7 protein-coding genes are annotated in these 20,340 nt (G+C 36.0%); all 7 read left to right on the forward strand.

All coding sequences use genetic code 11. The features are described from left to right. Positions 1 to 202 precede the first annotated feature (202 nt). The 7 genes from JJL45_RS10180 to JJL45_RS10210 all read left to right on the forward strand — a co-directional run bounded on the left by JJL45_RS10180 (position 203) and on the right by JJL45_RS10210 (position 20,185). Positions 203 to 3,214 (forward strand): T9SS type A sorting domain-containing protein, encoded by a 3,012-nt coding sequence (locus JJL45_RS10180; protein WP_068604149.1) that lies wholly within the window; start codon positions 203 to 205, stop codon positions 3,212 to 3,214. A 305-nt stretch (positions 3,215 to 3,519) separates the two neighbouring features. Further along, on the forward strand, positions 3,520 to 5,118 hold the full coding sequence (locus tag JJL45_RS10185; RefSeq protein ID WP_202664127.1) for a helix-turn-helix domain-containing protein: 1,599 nt from the start codon (positions 3,520 to 3,522) through the stop codon (positions 5,116 to 5,118). Between the two features lie 29 nt (positions 5,119 to 5,147). Beyond that, positions 5,148 to 6,275, forward strand: coding sequence for a tetratricopeptide repeat protein (locus JJL45_RS10190; RefSeq protein WP_068604145.1), 1,128 nt, complete (start codon positions 5,148 to 5,150; stop codon positions 6,273 to 6,275). Positions 6,276 to 6,434: 159 nt separating this feature from the next. Next, entirely contained in the window at positions 6,435 to 13,727 is a 7,293-nt protein-coding gene (locus JJL45_RS10195; protein WP_068604144.1) for a choice-of-anchor J domain-containing protein, read from the forward strand. 35 nt (positions 13,728 to 13,762) lie between these two features. After that, entirely contained in the window at positions 13,763 to 14,698 is a 936-nt protein-coding gene (locus JJL45_RS10200; protein WP_068604142.1) for a type IX secretion system membrane protein PorP/SprF, read from the forward strand. A gap of 18 nt (positions 14,699 to 14,716) precedes the next feature. Then, positions 14,717 to 16,585: an OmpA family protein gene (locus JJL45_RS10205; RefSeq protein WP_068604140.1), complete on the forward strand. Its 1,869-nt coding sequence runs from the start codon at positions 14,717 to 14,719 to the stop codon at positions 16,583 to 16,585. A 111-nt stretch (positions 16,586 to 16,696) separates the two neighbouring features. After that, the gene (locus JJL45_RS10210) at positions 16,697 to 20,185 is read left to right on the forward strand and encodes a T9SS type B sorting domain-containing protein (RefSeq protein ID WP_202664128.1); all 3,489 of its coding nucleotides are present in this window, start codon (positions 16,697 to 16,699) and stop codon (positions 20,183 to 20,185) included. Positions 20,186 to 20,340 lie beyond the last annotated feature (155 nt).

Below are 20,340 nucleotides of genomic sequence, written 5' to 3' on the forward strand. Positions count from 1 at the left end.
ATTAAATTTTTAACTTAATTTTGTAAATAACTGAAAAACAGCTGTTTGTGTTTTGTTTTTGACTTTTAAATTTCGGTAAATAGCAAATCCCTTCTCTTTCTATCTTCATTGTACGGTAATATATTTAGGTAATGATATTGTTAAGCTAATACGCTCTTAACAGTGTTTTAAACCATATTTATTAACTAATTCAATAACCAAAATGAAAAGAATTACTTTTTTTATGATGATGCTTTTAAGCGTCACGGTGTTTGCTCAAATCGAAATTGTTGATGATTTCGACAGTACAGCAAACAATCAAGTACCAACTGGTTGGACCTCTTCAAATATCGCAGCAAGTGCAACGTTTGCATGTGGTGGTGTAGGAAACAGTATGCTTAATTACGGACAGGCGGGTGTTGCGGGTTCATTAACGTCACCAAATTATACAGGTATCTCTAATGGTTCTGTAGTTACTGCTAGTTTTTCATATAATATTTTTGAACAAAGTAGCCGTTTTCCACCTAGAGTTTATACTGCACCAGCAGCAGGCTGGGGGAGTTTAGTTTTAGAATACACTACCGATGGAACAAACTGGACCACCATTACAACCATTGATGATTCAAACTATACCTTTGGTGATGAAAATTCTTGTTTATCCACAGGAGATATCGACTTAGGCGTTATTGCCAATGCAAGTGATTTTCAAATTCGATTTGTAACTGATGTAGTTGCAGTTAACGGTTTTGCGTTAATTATTTTAATTGATAATCTTACTATTACACAGGTAGCTAATAGTGTTCCAAACTGTGATGCGGTTTTAACATCTCCAGTAAATGGTTCAACAGATGCCGATTTAGATGCTTTGTTAACATGGAATAGAGCTACAGGGTTGGCTACAGGATATAGCGTTACTATAGGAACAACTAGTGGAGCTAGTGATGTTTTAGATACAACGACTACTGATACATCTTACTCTTTAGCAAGTTTAAATTTAGCATATAGCACCGAGTACTTTGTAAATATTGTACCTACTAATGGTATTGGTAGTGCTACGGGATGTGCTGAAGAAAGCTTTACAACCCGTGCAGAGCCACTTGATGGTTCTACATGTTCTAAGCCTATTGTGGTATCAAGTTTTCCATATTTAGGTCAAAACGACACAGAAAATTTTGAAAATAATATAGATGTTAGTCCGTGTAGTAATTCATACATGAGAGGTAATGATGTATTTTATGAAATTTCACCAGCAGCCGATATGTCTATTAATATTGGTTTAACAGATGTAGATGACAACGGGGCTAGTATTCACGTGGTTGAAGGTTGTCCAGATGCAGCTACGGAATGTGTTGCTTATGTAGGTGTTTATGCTTCTGATGCTGAAAGACAATTAAATGAGGTTGTATTAGAAGGAGGAAAAACATACTATATTGTTTTAAGTAATTCAAGTGCTTCAAGAACTTATGCTTACACATTATTTATTGAGCAAAACAGTTGTATTAACCCAACGATTGCTTCTCTAACACCTGTAGCTGATTGTGCTAATGGTCAGTTTTCTGTAGATGTTGATGTGTCATATTTAGGTGATGCAACTTCTTTAACGTTAAGTGATGATGATGCTTCTACGGCCGATATTACGAATATTTCATCTACTGGAGTAGTTACTGTTGGTCCTTACGCTAGCGGAACTACTGTTAACTTTACATTAATTAGTAATGATGATGGAGGATGTTCGTATACCGACTCCACTTACTTTTATTGCCCACCTTCAAATGACGAGTGTGCTAATGCGATACCTGTAACGGTTAATACCGATCAAACCTGTACAAATTTCGTAAGTACTAGTAATGCTGGTGCAACGGCTGCTTCAGATGAGGAAGGATCTTGTTCTACTTCTGGAAACAGTGTTTGGTTTAGCTTTGTAGCTACTAACGAAATTCAAATTTTAGAATATTTAAACGTGGTAGCTGCTCCAGGATACAACGACGGAGGAACGTTACAAGCTACCGAATTATTTGAAGGAAGCTGTGGGTCTCTTACTAGCCTTCAATGTTCAACAAGCTTTTATACCACATTTACTGGTTTAACTGTAGGTAATACATACTACGTAAAGAACAAAACCAATCTTGGTGGTGCATACGCACAAAATTTTGACATCTGTATTAAAGAACCTTTTGCTGCACCAGCAAATGATGAATGTTCGAATGCTGTAGCGCTTAGTTTATCTACAGACGATTTATGTGATAACAAAGTATCAGGTACAACAATAGGAGCTACAGAATCTTCGGAAACTTTAGCTTGTGGTAGTGGTTCTACGGTTTATAATGATGTGTGGTATACTTTTACACCTGCTACCGATGGTATTTATGAGTTTGCTCATACCGAAGTTTCTGGAACGACATCGTCTTACTTTGTAATTTTTGATGGTACATGTGGAACTTTTACTCAAAAGAGTTCAGCTTGTAATTCTAATAATAACCAAATTCATACCATGACCGCTGGAACAACATATTATATCACGGTTAAATCGGCTAATACTGATCCGGGTGTTAATTTTGATTTATGTGTATACCAATTACCACCAGCAGTTGCAAACAACGATTGTGCTACGCCAACAACCTTATTAGAATCTTCTGATATGAATGGTAACAATAAAATTGTTGGAAATATGGATAATGCTTATGCTTCTCAAGAAACTTGCTATTCATCAGGAAAGCATATTTGGTATGCATTCACGCCAACATATACAGGTGATTACCATGTTGATTTTACTAAAACTAGTGGTTCAACAACGTATTATACCGTTTATGATACCGATACGTGTTCTTCAATTAACAGCAACTATGTTTCTGGAATTACAAGTTGTTATAACTCTGGAGCTAAAACCATTCAGGTTGTTGCTGGAAATACATACCTAGTTTCTGTGTATTGTAGTGCAAGCGGAGCTTCAGAATTTGAATTGTTTATTTATCCAGATGCAACATTAAGTACTGATGCTATCGAGTTTGAGAACTTCAAATACTTCCCTAACCCTGTGGTTAATACGTTAACGGTTCAGGCTAAAAACAGTATTTCAAATATTAGTATCATCAATATCGTAGGACAAGAAGTAAAACGCTTTACTCCTAATACAATGAAATCAACTGTAGATATGAATGACTTAAAGAATGGTATTTACTTCGTTAAGGTATCGATTGATACAGCAGTAAAAACCTTTAAAGTTATTAAAGAATAAGTGAGTAAATACTTGCTTTAAATTGAATTTGTATAAATTTGATTTAGTCACGAAAGCATCGCGAAAGCGATGCTTTTTTGTTTTACGCATTTCCCTTGTTAATTTTTTTGGAATTCTACAATAAAGATATCTCAATTTTACAGGAACCGTTAATCCATTTTGTAGATACTTACAATCTAGTTGATTTTATTATATTTGTTATCTTAATATTTCAATAGAGCTGCATATTCAATGTAAAAACATTGTTAAATTATGATAAATCATTGATAAATGTTAGGTCAGAACCCCATAATCTAATTGCTATTTTGATAGGAATAAAAGCTTCGTTCTCTACTCTCGATAAGTGCATGTCTTGCGCTACTTTGCTTTTGTGTCTACTAAGTTCTACAGCGAGTTTCGGACAAAATCATCAGCTATTAGAAAAAGCTGAAGAGCTTATTTATTCCAACCCAGATGAGGCGATTAAAATTTCCGAACACATCGTTAAGAGTGCTGAAGACGAACAAACGCGTGCTCATATCAATTATATTTTAAGTAAAAGCTATTTGGTAAAGGGTGATTTAAATAATGCCGCAATTCCTATTTTTAGTAATACAGATGAACTTTCTAAGGTTAGCCCAATGGCTCAATTTAGAAATTATATAGTTAGAACAGAGTTGTTTAGAGAATTGTATTTAGATAAACAAGCTAAAGATTATCTATCTAGAGCTCAGGATGTTCTTGCAAATATGAAAGCCGAAAATACGGTAAAAGACTCTCTTCAAAGTTTAATTATTCTTGAGGATATTCAAATGAAAATTGATAGGCATGAGAACTTAAATGCCCTGAAAATTATTGATGAAACTAATGAGAAATTTAAAGCATATTTTAATAATCATAGCAACGGAAAGCTTAAAATTACCTTAGCAAAGGAAATGGTTTATAAGGATTTGTCTTTACATGATTCTGCCTTTGCTTATATCAATAAAACCAATCAGTTATTTGAACGGGTTCAACAAAACAACTTATATGAAAAAGCAATTTTTTATAGCGAGTTAGGTAATTTGTATCTTCAAAAAAATGAATTTGAAAAAAGTGAAGAAATCTTATTCATGGCCTTAAAATGTGCTGAAGTGATTGATAATCCGTCATTACTGATGCAAATTAATCGCGATTTAGCCATAAATTATTTGGCAACCAATCAAAAAAGTAAATACCTAGTTTATAACGATAAGTTCTTAGTATTAAATAATAAAGTGGAATTAATGGATCAAAAATCGATTAATACTGTTTATAATTTGGTTACGGAAGAACATAATAAGGTGGTTTTAAAGGAGGAAAAAACCTATCAGAATTATAGAAATATAGTCATTGTTATAGCTTTTCTAATTTTATTAATTGGAGCCTTTGTGTTGGTAAAGAGTGAATTAAGGAAAAAACGACTTCATGAAATTATAAAATATCTTGAAATAAGTAGAGCTTATTTTAGCAAGATAAAACCAACAAAACGAGCAAGCAAGAATAAAATAATGATCCCTGAAGAAACAGAACGAGGGATACTTATTAAGCTTAAAAAATTCGAAAACTCTAGGAAGTATTTAAATAGAGATATGTCGCTAGCTGTTTTAGCAGGACAATTTGAAACAAATACTAAATACCTGTCTGAAATTATTAATAAACATTATAACGACAATTTTAATACGTTCATCAACAAGCTTCGTATTAACTATATCATTAATAAACTTAAGAAGGATAACAACTATATTAACTATAAAATTAGTTTTTTAGCCGAAGAAAGTGGTTACTCATCGCATAGTAGCTTTGCCACGGTATTTAAATCCATTGTTGGTATGTCTCCAGCAACATTTATCAATTTGATAAAAGAGGAGCGTGAAGCATTAAAATCAAGTACAGAAGAATCATGAAAATAGCACTTAAATCTATATTTCTATGCATGGCACTTGTTATTCAATATAGTGCTCATGCGACGGGCAGCATGATTCAAATTAAACAAGTAGATAGTTTATTAGAAGAAAGTCGTAGACAAGTCTATAAAACTCCTGACGCATCAATAAAATTAGGGCTATCTATTTATAAAGATGAGAGTTACTCTCAAGAAGTTAGGGTTAAAGCTTTGTTATTAGTGTCTTTTGGCTATACATCGAAACGTGATTACAGAAAAGCTTTGGAGTATATTGTTAAAGTTGACGAGATTTCCGATGAATTAGACAATGAATTGCTTGAAATAGAAATTCTTTATCGAACCGGAGTGCTTTATCAGCAGCTTAAAATTTATGATAAATCCATTGAGTTTATGGAAAAAACAGAGCGGTTCTGTTTGTCTTATCCAGATAAAGATGCGGTTCGTTTGTTTTTAGCTAATAGTTATGTGGTAAAAGCCTTTATTTATAAAGACAATTTAAATTGCGATATAGCTTTAGATTTTTTCAATAAGGGTATTTTAGAGTACCAGAAAATAAATAGCCGAAAAAGTAATGGAAATTTAAGTATTATCTACTATAATATTGGGAATTGTTACTCTATGTTAGGAGAATACGGTAATGCAAAAAATAGTTTTGCACGATCTATTTCCTTGGCAAGAAGAGAGAATGCAGATAGTTTAATATCATTTGCAGAAAAAGGTTTAGCCGAAGTTTATACGCTAGAAGGTAACTATAGAAAAGCCGTAGATTTACTAGAAGAGGCCTTAGAACGGTCTAAAGGTGTTGGTGATTTGGTATTAAATTTAGGTATTTACAAAGGCCTTTTTGAAAATCATTTGGCATTGAATGAACCAGGAAAATTTCAAGAATATTACAATTTATATTTAAAGACTCAGGCGCAGATAAAAACCTCTGAACGTAACTCTATAGGTGATTCTATTAACGAGAGTTATAAACTTCAAAACACAGAACTATTAACTATCAAAGAGCAATTTAGTAGCCTGCTTAGGTGGTCTATCTTGTTGGTAGTAATCTTTGTTTTAGGGGTGCTATTTCTTGAGTTTAAAAATAAAAAAACCATCCAAAACCTTACAAAAAAGGTAGATTCTCTTCAAGGTGGTAGTAAAATCAAAAAGTAAAATCAAAAAATAACATTTTATTGTAACAGATTGTTTTTCAGTTTGTTGTGTTGGTGTTTTTGCTTTCAAATTTCAGTAAAAGGCAAAGACAGAAGGTTTATGTTAAGAAGGTATTATAATATCTTTAATTTTTATAAACCACTAACCAAAAAACATAGCATGAAAAACAAGTTGCAGATTGCTCTGGTAAAACCCCATCCTTTTTCTGCAAAAGGATTGATTGAATTCGGTTTTAGAAATTCAATTTTTAGTCGCTGGATGTTTGTTCTAGTACTAACATTAGTTTTATCAGCTTCAGGAAAAAGTTACGCACAAGTATCAGAATCATTTAACAGCGGGATACCCAGTAACTGGTCTATTGTTAACAACAATGTTGGAAGTTCTAATTGGGACACGACTACCGATGGATTCTTAAATACAAATGGTGTTTACGTAAGACCAAGTGCCGACAATATTGGCGATCAAAATACTGCTGAATATTTTTTGGTAACACCTCAATTTGCTGTTCCAGAAAAAGGGGAAATTCACTTTTATACCAAACAAAGTAGTGAAATAGATTATGGTGCAACCTATGAAGTAAGAATTTCTACAGCAGCACAACCAGATATTAATGGTTTCACTATTGCACTGCAATCTTATACAGAAACCAATCTTAATAATGTATCTCAAACGGCTTACGAGAAAAAGGTTATTAAATTTCCTAGTTCTATTCCTGTTGGTTTAAATGTTTATATCGCTTTTGTTGCTATAAATACGCAAGTAGGCGCTAATCCAACTGGAGATTCTTGGTTTATTGATGATGTTGACATATTAGAAGGCTGTACAGGTGCCATTTCCGATGTTGAAATTGAAGATGTAATGACAACTACTGCTAATGTTAGTTGGACACATCCTACAGCAACTAATTTTGAATTGCAAATTTTACCAAAAGGTGGCGTTCCGGCTGCCAGTGGTATTCCAGTGTCAGGAACAAGCTATAGCTTGATGAATCTTGATGAGGAAACAGAATACGATATTTATATTAGTCCAATTTGTGACAATGCTACTCAAGGCGATTGGTCAGGACCATACAGCTTTGAAACGCTTAAATTAGGATTAACTTGTACAGAGCCTATCGTATTAGAGAATATAGGGTCGAGTCCTTACGAGTTAGTTGAAAATTTACAAAATTACGTGCACCCTAATCCTGCTGAAGTGAGTTACACTACAGTAGGGACTAACTGTGTTCCAGGTGGTGGAGGTACAACCAATTATTTAAATGGTGATAAAATATTTCATACCTACACACCAACTGAAGATGGATTACTTTCAGTTAGCCTAGAAACGGGAACCGAAGGTGGTGGAGGTAGCAACAACTGCTATAATAGCAGAATCTCTCTTTTTGTTTACGAAGGGTGTAGTAATGTTGGTGTAAGCTGTCTTGATGGTTTTACAATTAATAATGCATTTTCACCTAAATCCATAGAAAACCTATTTGTAGAACAAGGTAAAACCTATGTGATTGTTGTATCGTCTGAGCTTTCTTCGGGAGCAGGGATTTGTTTTAAACTTAACGTTTCAGGTTTAACATGTGCACCTCCAGGTAACTTTAAATATAGCGATTTAACCGAAAACAGTGTAAAATTTACATGGGATAATGTAGGCGGTTTTTCAGATTCTTGGGAATACCAAGTTGTAGCGCGTGATGCAGGTGAACCAACTACGGCAGGTACGGCAACAAATACCAATACCGATGTTGTTATAAACACAGGATTAACACCTGGTACTGCCTACGATTTATATGTAAGATCGGTTTGTGGTGGTTCGCCAGGAGCATGGAGTAAACCTTATGCTTTTACAACGCAATGTACTGTTTTTGATACCCCTTATTTTACCGATTTCAATGGCGCTAATGTGACACCAGAACCATGTTGGACAAGCCTTGATATCAATAAAGATGGAAATACTTGGGGTTATTTAGGGACAAACGAGACTTACGCTACTATTGTAACCGAACTTAACAGGGTTAATGGTATCAGTAATGATATGTTAGTGTCTCCTCAAATTAATTTTGACGCTTCTCAAAAAAGAATACGATATAAGCACAGAGCAACACAAGGTGCTTCTGTGTACTCAATTAGATTATCCACAACAGGTATTGGACCAAATAACTTTACTACGGAAATTTTACCTGTAACACGAATTACAAATACAGCTTTTCAAGAAGTTATTGTAGATATACCAGCAGGGATTACAGGAAAGGTAAATATAGCATGGTATGTGGAGCCAAGTGCTAATGAAGATGCACTTAGATTATCTATTGACGATGTTTATATTGAAGACAAACCTTCTTGTCCTAAACCACTTAATCCTTCGAGTTTAAATGTGAAAACAGATTCAGCATGGTTAACCTGGACTAAAGGAGATGAAGAAACACAATGGCAAGTGGCCATTCAAGATGCAGGAACAGGTATTCCTACAGGGGATGGTATTATCGTAGATAGCAATTTCCCTTATGCGGCTACAGGATTAGAGCCTGGAACGAGATACGAATACTACGTAAGAGCACATTGTGCTGCTGACGATCAGAGTGAGTGGGTTGGTCCTGCTACTTTTACCACCTTGTGTACGTCTTACGATGCACCGTTTTATGAAAGTTTTAATGATGATGATCCAGATACACAGAAATTTTGTTGGGACACCTCAAATGACAGTTGGTCTGTAACTGATACCAGAGCAGAAACATCTTCTCGATCTACAGATGCTTATTTAATTTCTCCGGCCATTAATTTAGATGGGGTAAAAGAGTTGAAATTTAAATATAGAGCTGAAGTAGGGTTTTCATTTGGTGCTGTTACACCACCACGTTATGGTTTGGAGGTGTTAATGTCTACCACAACAAATAATCCTTCAAGTTTTTCGGTAATCTCACCAGCTGAAGTATTTACGCATTCTAATTATTTAGAAAAATCGATAATTATTGAAGCTAACGGTCCGGTGTATATCGCCTTTAGAGTACCGTCATTTTCAGGAGGATCATCGACTTTACATATTGACGATGTGAGTATAGATGATGCTCCACCTTGTCCGGTACCAGGGAATCTTTCATTAGATACCGTAACATCTAATAGTGCAGATTTTTCTTGGAACGCAGGTTATCAAGAAACCTCTTGGCAGGTAGCTGTTCAATTTGCAGGTGTTGGTGTTCCAAACCATGAAGGTACTGAGTCTACACAAACAACATTCTCTGCTTCAGATTTAACTCCTGATACAGATTATGAAGTTTTTGTGAAATCTAATTGTGGAAGTGATGACAGCGACTGGATTGGTCCTTTATATTTCTCAACCACATGTACAGCATTTCCATCACCATTTGTAGAAACTTTTAATACAGACTCTACAACCGAAGGGTGTTGGACGATTATAGATGATAATTACGACTTAGATACTTGGGAACTTGATAGTGCTTCATTTCCTTATGAAGGTGATCAAGCAGCGGCCATGTTTACAGGACATAATGGTAGAAATGAAGATTGGTTAATATCACCAACCATTACGCTTACCGAAAATCAACAATTAAGATATTATTATAGAGTTAATGATAATTTCTTTACCGAAGATTTAGAAGTATTATTATCTACCAATGGTATTGGTTTAGATCAATTTACCCATGTGTTATACGATTCTGATGATGATCCAGTAATCATTAATAACGTAGAATATAAAGTTAAAATTATTAGCCTAGCAGGTTATGTAGGTGATGTAAACATTGCCTTTCACGTGCCATTTTTCGCATCAACTTCTGTTTATAGAGGTCAAACTTTAGTTATAGATAATGTTAATATTGAAGATATCCCTGATTGTCCAGAAGTTACTAATGTTATTGCTAACAATTTAACCGATACCCAAGTAGATTTAAGCTGGGATGATGATGGACAAACCTCATGGGAAATTTCAGTACAGCCATCTGGAACAGAAGCTCCAGTAGGTAGTACTAATCCAGATTATTTATACGAAGCAACGTCTAATCCTTTTACAGTTACAGGATTAACAGCTTCAACGAAATATGATATCTATGTAAGAAATACTTGTGATGCCGATAGCGCATGGACGGGGCCACTTGAAGTGACTACATTATGTAGTTTCGAAAACTTATGTGAGTATACCATTTTAATGACTAGTGATAGAGACTCGTCATCAGAGTTAGTGATTACACAAAACAATCAAACCTTCCAATCGATTCCATTTTCTGGAAATACCGAAGAAAGGTTTACTGTATTCTTTTGTTCTGGTGTGCAGTTTTCAATGTATTTTGATACTGTAGGTTGGTATGCGCCTCAATATGAAAGCTACCAATTTGAAATTCTTGATCCAGATGGAAACTCTGTGTACAAGAGTCCATTAGGTCTGGAACCAAGAACAACGGTATATACAGGATATTCTTCTTGTGGTGCTATTACTTGTCCAGAACCTACAGATTTAGCATCTAATGAATTGTCTACGCTTTCTTGGACAGCAGGAGGTAGTGAAACACAATGGGAAGTTGCATTTCAGCCTATAGGTAGTGGAACCATACCACAATCTGGAACCATAGTTTCTACAAATTCTTATACGCCTACAGCTGCCGATTTTGTAGATCCAAATATGGCAAGCTACGAGTTTTTTGTGCGTGCCGTATGTGGTGACGACGATTCAAGTTATTGGGCGGGACCTTTAGTTTTTGTTAGAAATGATGATGTAACTACCGCAGTAGACGTTATGGTGAGCACCGATGAAAATTGTAGCACACCAATGAAAGAGATCTCTTTTACAAACGTTACGACTTCTCCAGAAGCCATGAGTTGTGATGGAGCAAATAACGGTGATGTTTGGTTTAATTTTACCGCGCAATCTCCAATTCATCAAATTGTAGCGCATTATACGACAGGAACTTTTAGAGAAACAGGTTACGCTGAATATTCTGAATTGGTGATGACACTATACAGAGAGAATTCGGCTGGAGCCTTAGAAGAAATAATCTGTAGTTACGATAATACGATTACAGCGATGTATGCTTCCGAGTTAGTTGTGGGAGATACCTATAAAGTAAGATTAACGAAAGTACATGCAGAACCAACAGAATACCGTCTAAGTTTATGTATTACTACACCAAATGATTTATGTGATGTTAAAATTGTAAACGGTGGTTTTGAACATCCAGGAATCGGACGCTTAAGTGGAGTTAGTTCAATCCTTTCGGTGAATTCAATTCCAGGTTGGAGACAAAATTTAGATTCAACCAACTCAGCATTTGTTTGGGAATCTTTAAATGCTCCTGGTTTTTCACCTTATGAAGGCGGACAACTTATCCAGTTGCGATCAGATCAAGGGACAACGATAGACCCAAGTGATCCAAATATTAAAGGATTATATAGAGATTTTGATACTTCAGAAATAACCTTAATGACATATAGTTTTGCGCATTACGGTCGTTTTGAAGGTAATAACATTCAAATGTATGCAGGAGCGCCTGGCGGACCTTATACTTTAGTTACCGAAAATATAGGAGAACAGTCTTGGGAAGTTGTCTCTGGCGATTATGCTGTACCATCCGGACAACCTGTTACACGATTTATTTTTAGAGCTAATGGAACAGACAATATTGGTAATTTATTAGATGCTATTGAATTTGGATCTAATAATGAAATTATTACAGCGCCATTTGATGTGGATTGTACAAATCCAACAGCAACATTAGAAGCTCGTGGTACAGGTACTTGGTTACAAAGTGATACCAATCCAAGTCCAGTAACATTTGATGATGAAAACAACAGTACTGTAAATATTTCTAACTTCTTAGCACCTGGGGTGTATTCATTTACATGGAAAACACGCTATTGTGAATACAATATTGAATTAAACTATAATGGCATTGGGGACATTCCATCTGTAGAAACACCAATTGAATATTGTTTAAATGATACCCCAGAGGCTTTAGAAGCGACACCTTTAAGCGGATACAACATTGTTTGGTTTACCCAAGAAACAGGTGGTACTGCTAGTACAACGGCGCCAACGCCAAGTACTTCTGTAGCAGGAAATACATCATACTACGTGGCTTATAGAGATAACACTAAAGGTTGTGATGGACCTCGTGCTGAGATTGTGGTTACTGTTAATGATTTAGTAACTCCAGAGCTTACATTTAGTTATAATCCGTTTTGTGAAGCTGAAACTACAGCGCAATTACCAATATTATCAGACAATTTTGCGAATGGTGGAACATTCACATCAAGCACATTAACTGTTGATGCTATGACCGGTGAAATTGACTTGACAACGGTGACTTCAGGAATGCACGATGTAACCTATACTTACAATGGAGATCCTACCATGTGTACAGTAAGTGGAACATATACAGCTACAGTAGATATTATAGCTTCAGTAGCACCAGTTTTAACTTTTGACTACGGTACAGCGCCTTACTGCTTAATTGCAACAACAAGCGCTTTACCAAATTTAGGAACTGGTTTTACAACTGGAGGTACATATATTTCTACCACTTTAATGGTAGATCCAGTAACGGGTGAAGTTGACTTCACATCAGCAAGTTCGGGGATACATGATATTACGTACACATTAGTTGCCGATATTACTAATTGCATTGCTTCAGGAAGTTATACCACATCTATTGAAATTATGCCTACTAGGATGCCGGTAACCGAGTTTATTTATTTAGACAACGTTTACTGTTCTTATAGTGCAAATGCGCTTCCAGAATTAGCATTAGGATTTACGGCTGGAGGAGCCTTTAGCGCAGATCCAGGTTTAGCTATTGATAGCGTTACCGGTGAAATTGATTTCACTTCAAGTGCTACTGGAGAATACACTATTTCTTATCAAGTGTTAGAAGACCTAACTGCTTGTGCAGAAGGAAGCATATCAACTTTCAGTATGACCATTTTTGATACTATTGAGGTTGATATAGTAGGGGAGTGTCAAGAGGGTGATTACATCCTAGAAGCTTCACCAATTGATAGCGCTTTTGACAACTCTCAAGTGACGTACACTTGGAAGGATGCTAATGGAAACGTGGTTGGACAGAATTCTGAAATATTCAACGTGACAGAATACACCAGTCAAAACAATACCGATTCACTATTATTTTCTGTTGAAGTAGCTTATGGCGATTGTTCAACTAGTGCCACGTTTACAGCGGAGCGATCAAGTTGTATCGATATTCCTAGAGGTATTTCTCCTGATGGAAACGGTAAAAATGATGACCTAGATTTAACAGGGTACGGAGTTACCGAGCTATACATCTTTAATAGAAACGGAACAGAGGTTTATAAGTTTAAAGGGACTTATACCAACCAATGGCATGGTCAAACTAATAAAGGTGAAAATCTTCCAGATGGCACATATTTCTATAGTGTTGTAAATGGAGATGGTAGTAAAACTACAGGTTGGATTTTTATTAATAGAATTCAATAATTAAAAATTTAGACAACCAGCAATTTAAGATAGCAATGAAAAAAATACATCTCACACTAACATTTGCACTCTTAGTTTTACTAGGTGTTAATGCACAACAAGACCCTCAGTATACACAGTATATGTATAATATGAACGTGATTAACCCTGCCTACGCAGGATCTAGAGGCGATCTAGCCATTGGATTGTTACATAGGTCACAATGGGTAGGTATCGAAGGGGCTCCTAAAACTTCAACTTTTTCAATTCACAGTCCTACAGGTAAAAACGTAGGGCTTGGGTTGTCGGTTGTTTCAGATCAAATAGGTCCTATTGAAGAAAACAATGTTTATGCAGATTTCTCATACACTTTAAACCTTGGTGGTGAACACCGTTTAGCACTGGGTTTAAAAGGAGGCGCTAGTTTTCAAAACATCGGATTGTTTAATGATATTGGAAACGGTTATGTTGTTGATGCCAACGATGAAGCATTCAGTGAAAACACAAACAATACCTATTTAAATATTGGTACTGGGATTTTTTACTATACCGATAACTATTATGTATCGTTTTCGATTCCCAACATGTTAAAAAACACGTATTTGGATGTTAGTAATAACGGCGATACTTATAAGTTTGGTTCCGATGTAGTGCATTACTTTTTATCGGCAGGATATGTTTTCAACCTTTCTGAAAACACGAAGTTTAAACCGTCCTTTTTGTTGAAATCGGCTTTCAATGCGCCAACATCTTTAGATGTTTCGGCTAACTTCTTGTTTTTCGAGCGTTTTGAAGCAGGCGCAACGTATAGGCTAGACGATTCCGTTGGCGCTATGGTTAATTTTGAAATATTATCAGGCCTACGCGTAGGCTATGCATACGACTATACAACTTCAGAGCTTAATGTTGAATCTTCTGGTTCTCATGAAATCATGTTGTTGTTCGATCTTAATTTCCCTAAAAAAGTGTCTGTATCACCTAGATTTTTCTAACTAAAAACCACCTTAAAAATGAAACATATTTATAGTCTTTTATGCTTGGTTCTTTTTGTAACAGCCAGTTATGGGCAAAACAGTCAAAGGGAAAAAGCTAATAAATACTTCGAAACTTACCAGTATGTAGATGCTATTGAAGTCTACTTAAAAATGATTGATAACAACCAAGCTAATAGCAACGATTACAAGCAGCTAGGCGATAGTTATTATAACCTGTTTAATCTTGATGAAGCTTCAAAATATTATGAAATGGCTTCAAAATCTAAACAAGATTCAGAATTTTATTACCGTTATGCACAGGTTTTAAAATCGCAAGGTAAATACCAAGATGCCATCGAACAAATGGACACGTTTGCTACCATGAGTCCGTCCGATCAACGTGCTAAAGAACATAGACAAAATCCTAATTATATTTCTAGTTTAGATGATCAATCTATTTTATTCCATGTTAAGGAAGCACCTATAAATGATCCTAACGAGAGCGATTTTAGTCCTATAATGTCTAATGATAATGTTTTATACTTTGTTAGTACACGTAATCACGGAAGTAAAAAAGATAAATCTACTAATGAGGCTTATTTAGATATCTATAAGTCGGTACGTGATGAAAATGGTGAGTTTTCAAAGCCAGAACCGGTAAAAAGTTTAAATAGTAATTATCACGACGGACCCATAACCATAAGTGCTGATGGAAAAACCATGATTTTTGCTAGTAATGGTTACCGTGATGGGTCTTTCAAAAAAATGAAAGACAAAGGAATAAAATTAGCGCAACAAGGTTTGTATAAAGCCTCTTTAGTTGATGGTAATTGGACCAATATTAAAGCCTTACCTATTAATAGTATAGAGTATTCTGTAAGTCACCCATGTTTAAGTCAGGATGGTAAAACCCTCTACTTTGCATCTAATATGCCAAATGGTTTTGGTGATACAGACATCTGGAAAGTAAGTGTTGATAACGATACTTACGGAGAACCAGTAAACCTAGGAAAGCATGTTAATACGCCAGGTAAGGAAGGTTACCCATTTGTAAGTAGTGATAACATTCTTTATTTCGCTTCAAGCGGAAAACAAGGCTTTGGTGGATTTGATATTTTTAAAGTCGATTTAAATAAAAATGAAGAGGCTATAAACCTGGGAAAGGAGATAAATACTAGGAGAGACGATTTTGCTTTTAGTATTAATATGGAGCAGGAAATCGGGTACTTTTCATCTAACAGAACGGGAGTAGATCATATTTATATGGCCATTCCAATTTGTAAGTTTCAAACGAAGCTTGTGGTAAAAGACGCCGTTACAAATACTGTTATTCCTTCAGCTACAATTGCTGTTGTGGGAGCTAATGGCGATGTGATTTCTAATGCCATGACCTCACAAGATGGAGCCATGACCTTTAATGCACTATGTAAATTATCTTATGTGTTTAATGTTTCTAAAGTAGGCTACGAGCCAAACTCAATAACCGTTAGCGAGACAAAAGCGGAAGATCTTACTAAGACCATATTGTTATCTCCAGTTCATGAATTGATTACAGAAACTGAAGTGAAACTCAATAATATTTACTTCGAGTTTAACAAAAGTAATATTACACAATCTGGCGCATCAGAGCTTGATAAGCTGGTAGAAATCATGAATGATTACCCAGATATGAAAATTCTAGTGCGATCGCATACTGATACAAAAGGTAATTCAAGTTACAACATGAAACTATCAGAAAGAAGAGCCCAATCTACGGTTCAATACCTGGTTTCTAAAGGAGTTAGTAAGGATAGGTTAACGCCTGAAGGTGTTGGTAGTACAGAACCAAAAATTGATTGTAAATCAGATTGTACTAGTGAAGAAGATGCACAAAACCGACGCTCTGAGTTTTTAATTATAAAATAAATTGGCAGTTAAGTGGCTAAAGTGAAAAAGAAAAGTTGATTTAAGAATGATAGTCAAACGGCATGCATAGATGCGTTTGACTATTGTTTGTTATAAGGGGAAAGTATGGCTATGAAAAAAATTTTAATGTTATTTAGTGTTCTAAGTTTAACCTTAACAGTGTTTGCCCAAGAACCAAACGATTGTATTGATGCTATTACCGTGTGTGGAAATGGGGTCTTTAGATCGAATGCGACAGGATCTGGAAACGAATTTGAAATCAATTCGTGCTCGGGTTTTGAGCATCATTCCATTTGGTTAAAAGTAGATATTGTACAAGGAGGAACCTTAGGGTTCGATTTAATTCCAGACGACCCAGATATTATGGTCGATTACGATTTTTGGGTTTTTGCACCTAATAGTAGTTGTTCAAACTTAGGAGCGCCTATTCGATGCTCAACAACAAACCCAGATTTAGCCGGGTTACCTAATAACCATACAGGAATTAATGGCAGTACAACTACAACGCAGTCAGGGCCTGGTGCAAATGGTAATGGTTACGTATATTGGTTAAATGTAAACCCTGGAGAATCTTATTATATTGCTGTAGATAGACCTGTTGGCGATGGTGGTTTCGAAATTCAATGGACGGGTACAGCAACAACAGGATCAGGAGCCTTTCCAACACCTCCAACAGCTAACGATATGGAGGATGTTATTACTTGTAGTACAACACCTGGAGTTGGGATTTTTAATTTAAATAGTTTAAAAAGCAGTATAACGTCAACACCAGGAGCTTCAGTAGAGTTTTATGAAAATTTAGCCGATGCTACCGATGGTATCAATCAACTGGCAGATCCAATAGCAAACCCTTTAGGCATTTATGCAACAACATCTAGTCCAACGCAAATTTATGCCAAGGTGGTATCACCAGGCACAGCATGTTACAGTTTAACCGATTTTAATTTAGTTGTAGAAGCCGTTCCTGACGCTTCTGTTACGCGTTCGCCAGCTTCTATTTGTCAGAGTGAAGAGATTACGTACTCTTTTACAGGATCACCTAACACAACGGTGCATTACGAAATAGACGGAGGAGCCACCGAAAGTATTGTTTTAGACAATTCAGGAAATGCTACTTTGGTGACGACAGCTTGGACTAATACCACATTACAATTAATTGATGTTCAAATTATAATGGCTTCTGGAACCGTGGCTTGTTCCACATCGCTAACTCAAAGTGTTTCAACAACAGTTTCGCCTGGAACGGTGCCAACGTTTACACCTGTAGATCCCATTTGTGAAAATGATACGCTTGGTAACTTGCCAACAACATCTTTAGAAGGTATTACAGGAGCTTGGAGTCCTGCCATAGATAATACCGTAACAACGACTTATACGTTTACGCCAGACGCCGGACAGTGTGCGGTGCCTCAAAGTATGGAAATTATTGTAACGCCTGGAGCGACGCCAACTTTTGATGCTGTAGACCCCATTTGCTATGGTGATACGCTGGCACCTTTACCAACAAGTTCTACCGAAGGTATTACAGGTTCATGGTTACCAGCTTTAGATAATACAGCAACGACTACCTATACGTTTACTCCAGATCCCGGACAATGTTCGGCTACTCAAACTTTACAAATTGTTGTAAATCCTTTAAGTAATCCAACTTTTGCAGATGTGGATCCTATTTGTAGTGGTGATACATTATCGCCATTACCAACCACATCGCTTGAAGGTATTACAGGTACATGGGCACCAGCGATAGATAATACGGTTACGACAACTTATACGTTTACACCAGATGCAGGGCAGTGCGCGAATTCACAAACTTTAGATATTGTGGTGAATCAACCAACAACGCCAACATTTGCAGCTATAGCTTCAATTTGTAGTGGTGATGTTTTAGCGCCATTACCAACAACTTCTGTTGAGGGCGTTACAGGTTCATGGTCCCCGGCTTTAGATAATACACAAACAACTACCTATACGTTTACGCCCGATGCTGGAAGTTGCGCTTTATCGCAAACTCTTGATATTGTAGTTAATCAGCCAACAGTACCAACTTTTGCAGCTGTAGCGCCAATTTGTAATGGGGATGCTTTAGCGCCATTACCAACAACCTCTATTGAAGGCGTTACAGGAACCTGGAGCCCTGCTTTAAACAATACAACAACAACCACGTATACCTTTACACCAGATGCAGGAGCGTGTGCAACAACGCAAACTCTAGAAATTATAGTAAATCCGTTGCCAATTATTACCATGGATAGCATGATAGGGTGTAGTGTATCTGCTGATGGGTTTAGTAGTTTTGATCTAAATGCAGAAATTCCTCAAATTCTTGGTAGTACTCAAAGTACGACTGATTTTACCGTCACTTTTTATGAAGATGCAGGAGCCACGAATAGTATTTCTACAAATCCATATACTAACACAACGGCTTATAATCAAACCATTTATGTTATGATAACGCCGTCAAACGCAAGTTGTCCAGGTGTTTTTCCTTTCGAACTTCAGGTGTTAGATGGTGCACAAGCGACCATGCCGATGCCAGAAATGGTTTGTGATTACGATGGAGAAAATGATGGCCTTTTCGCTTTCGATTTAACCATTCTGGATCAAGAAGTTTTAAATGGTCAAGACGAAAACATTTATAAGGTAAGTTATTATGAAACTGCAGTTGATGCTGAAAATGGAACCAATCCTATTTTGAATCCGCAAGGTTTTGTGAATTCAACGCCTTATAATCAAACTATTTATATTCGTGTTGAAAACAGTAATATTCCAGATGTATGCTACGCGACAACCACTTTCGATTATGAGGTGAGTCCGATTTTAAAGCCAGTAATTTCTTCTAGTAGTGGTTCTAATACGCTTTGTGTGGATTATAGCACTGGACAATTACAAAACAGTATTACTTTAATGAGTGATTTACAAGGCTCGAATTATGCGTATACCTGGTATTTAGACGGTGTTGAAATTTCAGGAGCAAATCAAGAGCAATATGTAGTAGATACAGCAGCTCCTGGTTTATATACGCTTACTGTTACCGAAATTCAGTTGGTAGCCAATTGTACTTCAGAAATAAGTGAATCTTTTGAAATCATTCAATCTGGTGCAGCTCAATTGGTTTCTGTTACTCAAACAGGAACATTTGAAGCCAATCCGAGTATAAATGTATTGGTAGAAGGCTATGGTGAATACTGGTTTCAGCTTGACGATGGCCCTATTTTAGATAATGGTGGGGTGTTTACTAATGTTAGTGGGGGAACTCATTCGGTTACGGTATATGATAGAAAAACAGAGAATCCTTCATGTGATCCACCGTTAGTTATCGACGATATTAGAATCATTAGTTATCCTAAATACTTTACACCTAATAATGATGGAATAAATGATACTTGGAACATTACAGCAATGAGTAATCAACCTGGTTCTTATATTGAAATTTATGATCGCTACGGCAAATTTTTGGAGAAAATTTTACCATCTTCAACAGGATGGAATGGTACCTATAGAGGAGAAAATCTACCAACAAACGATTACTGGTTCATTTTGAATTACGAAGAATCTGGTGTTCCAAAACAATTTAAATCGCACTTTACGTTAAAACGATAGGTTAGGGGAATGGATAATATTTAACTATTATCACATTCAATTTAAAGAGGTTGAATTATTTGTTTTTAAACTTATAATTCGGCCTCTACTTTTTTGAAGCGGTTTTTAAATCGGTTACGATTTTCACTGTATATTGCTAATAATTAGTAACTACA

It is taken from the genome of Tamlana sp. s12, assembly GCF_016767215.1.
GTDB lineage: Bacteria > Bacteroidota > Bacteroidia > Flavobacteriales > Flavobacteriaceae > Pseudotamlana > Pseudotamlana agarivorans.

What these genes read in the sequence shown, in the direction of transcription:
- JJL45_RS10180 (WP_068604149.1), top strand. Translation starts at nt 203, where the DNA reads ATGAAAAGAATTACTTTTTTTATGATGATGCTTTTAAGCGTCACGGTG.
- JJL45_RS10190 (WP_068604145.1), top strand. Translation starts at nt 5,148, where the DNA reads ATGGCACTTGTTATTCAATATAGTGCTCATGCGACGGGCAGCATGATT.
- JJL45_RS10195 (WP_068604144.1), top strand. Translation starts at nt 6,435, where the DNA reads ATGAAAAACAAGTTGCAGATTGCTCTGGTAAAACCCCATCCTTTTTCT.
- JJL45_RS10200 (WP_068604142.1), top strand. Translation starts at nt 13,763, where the DNA reads ATGAAAAAAATACATCTCACACTAACATTTGCACTCTTAGTTTTACTA.
- JJL45_RS10205 (WP_068604140.1), top strand. Translation starts at nt 14,717, where the DNA reads ATGAAACATATTTATAGTCTTTTATGCTTGGTTCTTTTTGTAACAGCC.
- JJL45_RS10210 (WP_202664128.1), top strand. Translation starts at nt 16,697, where the DNA reads ATGAAAAAAATTTTAATGTTATTTAGTGTTCTAAGTTTAACCTTAACA.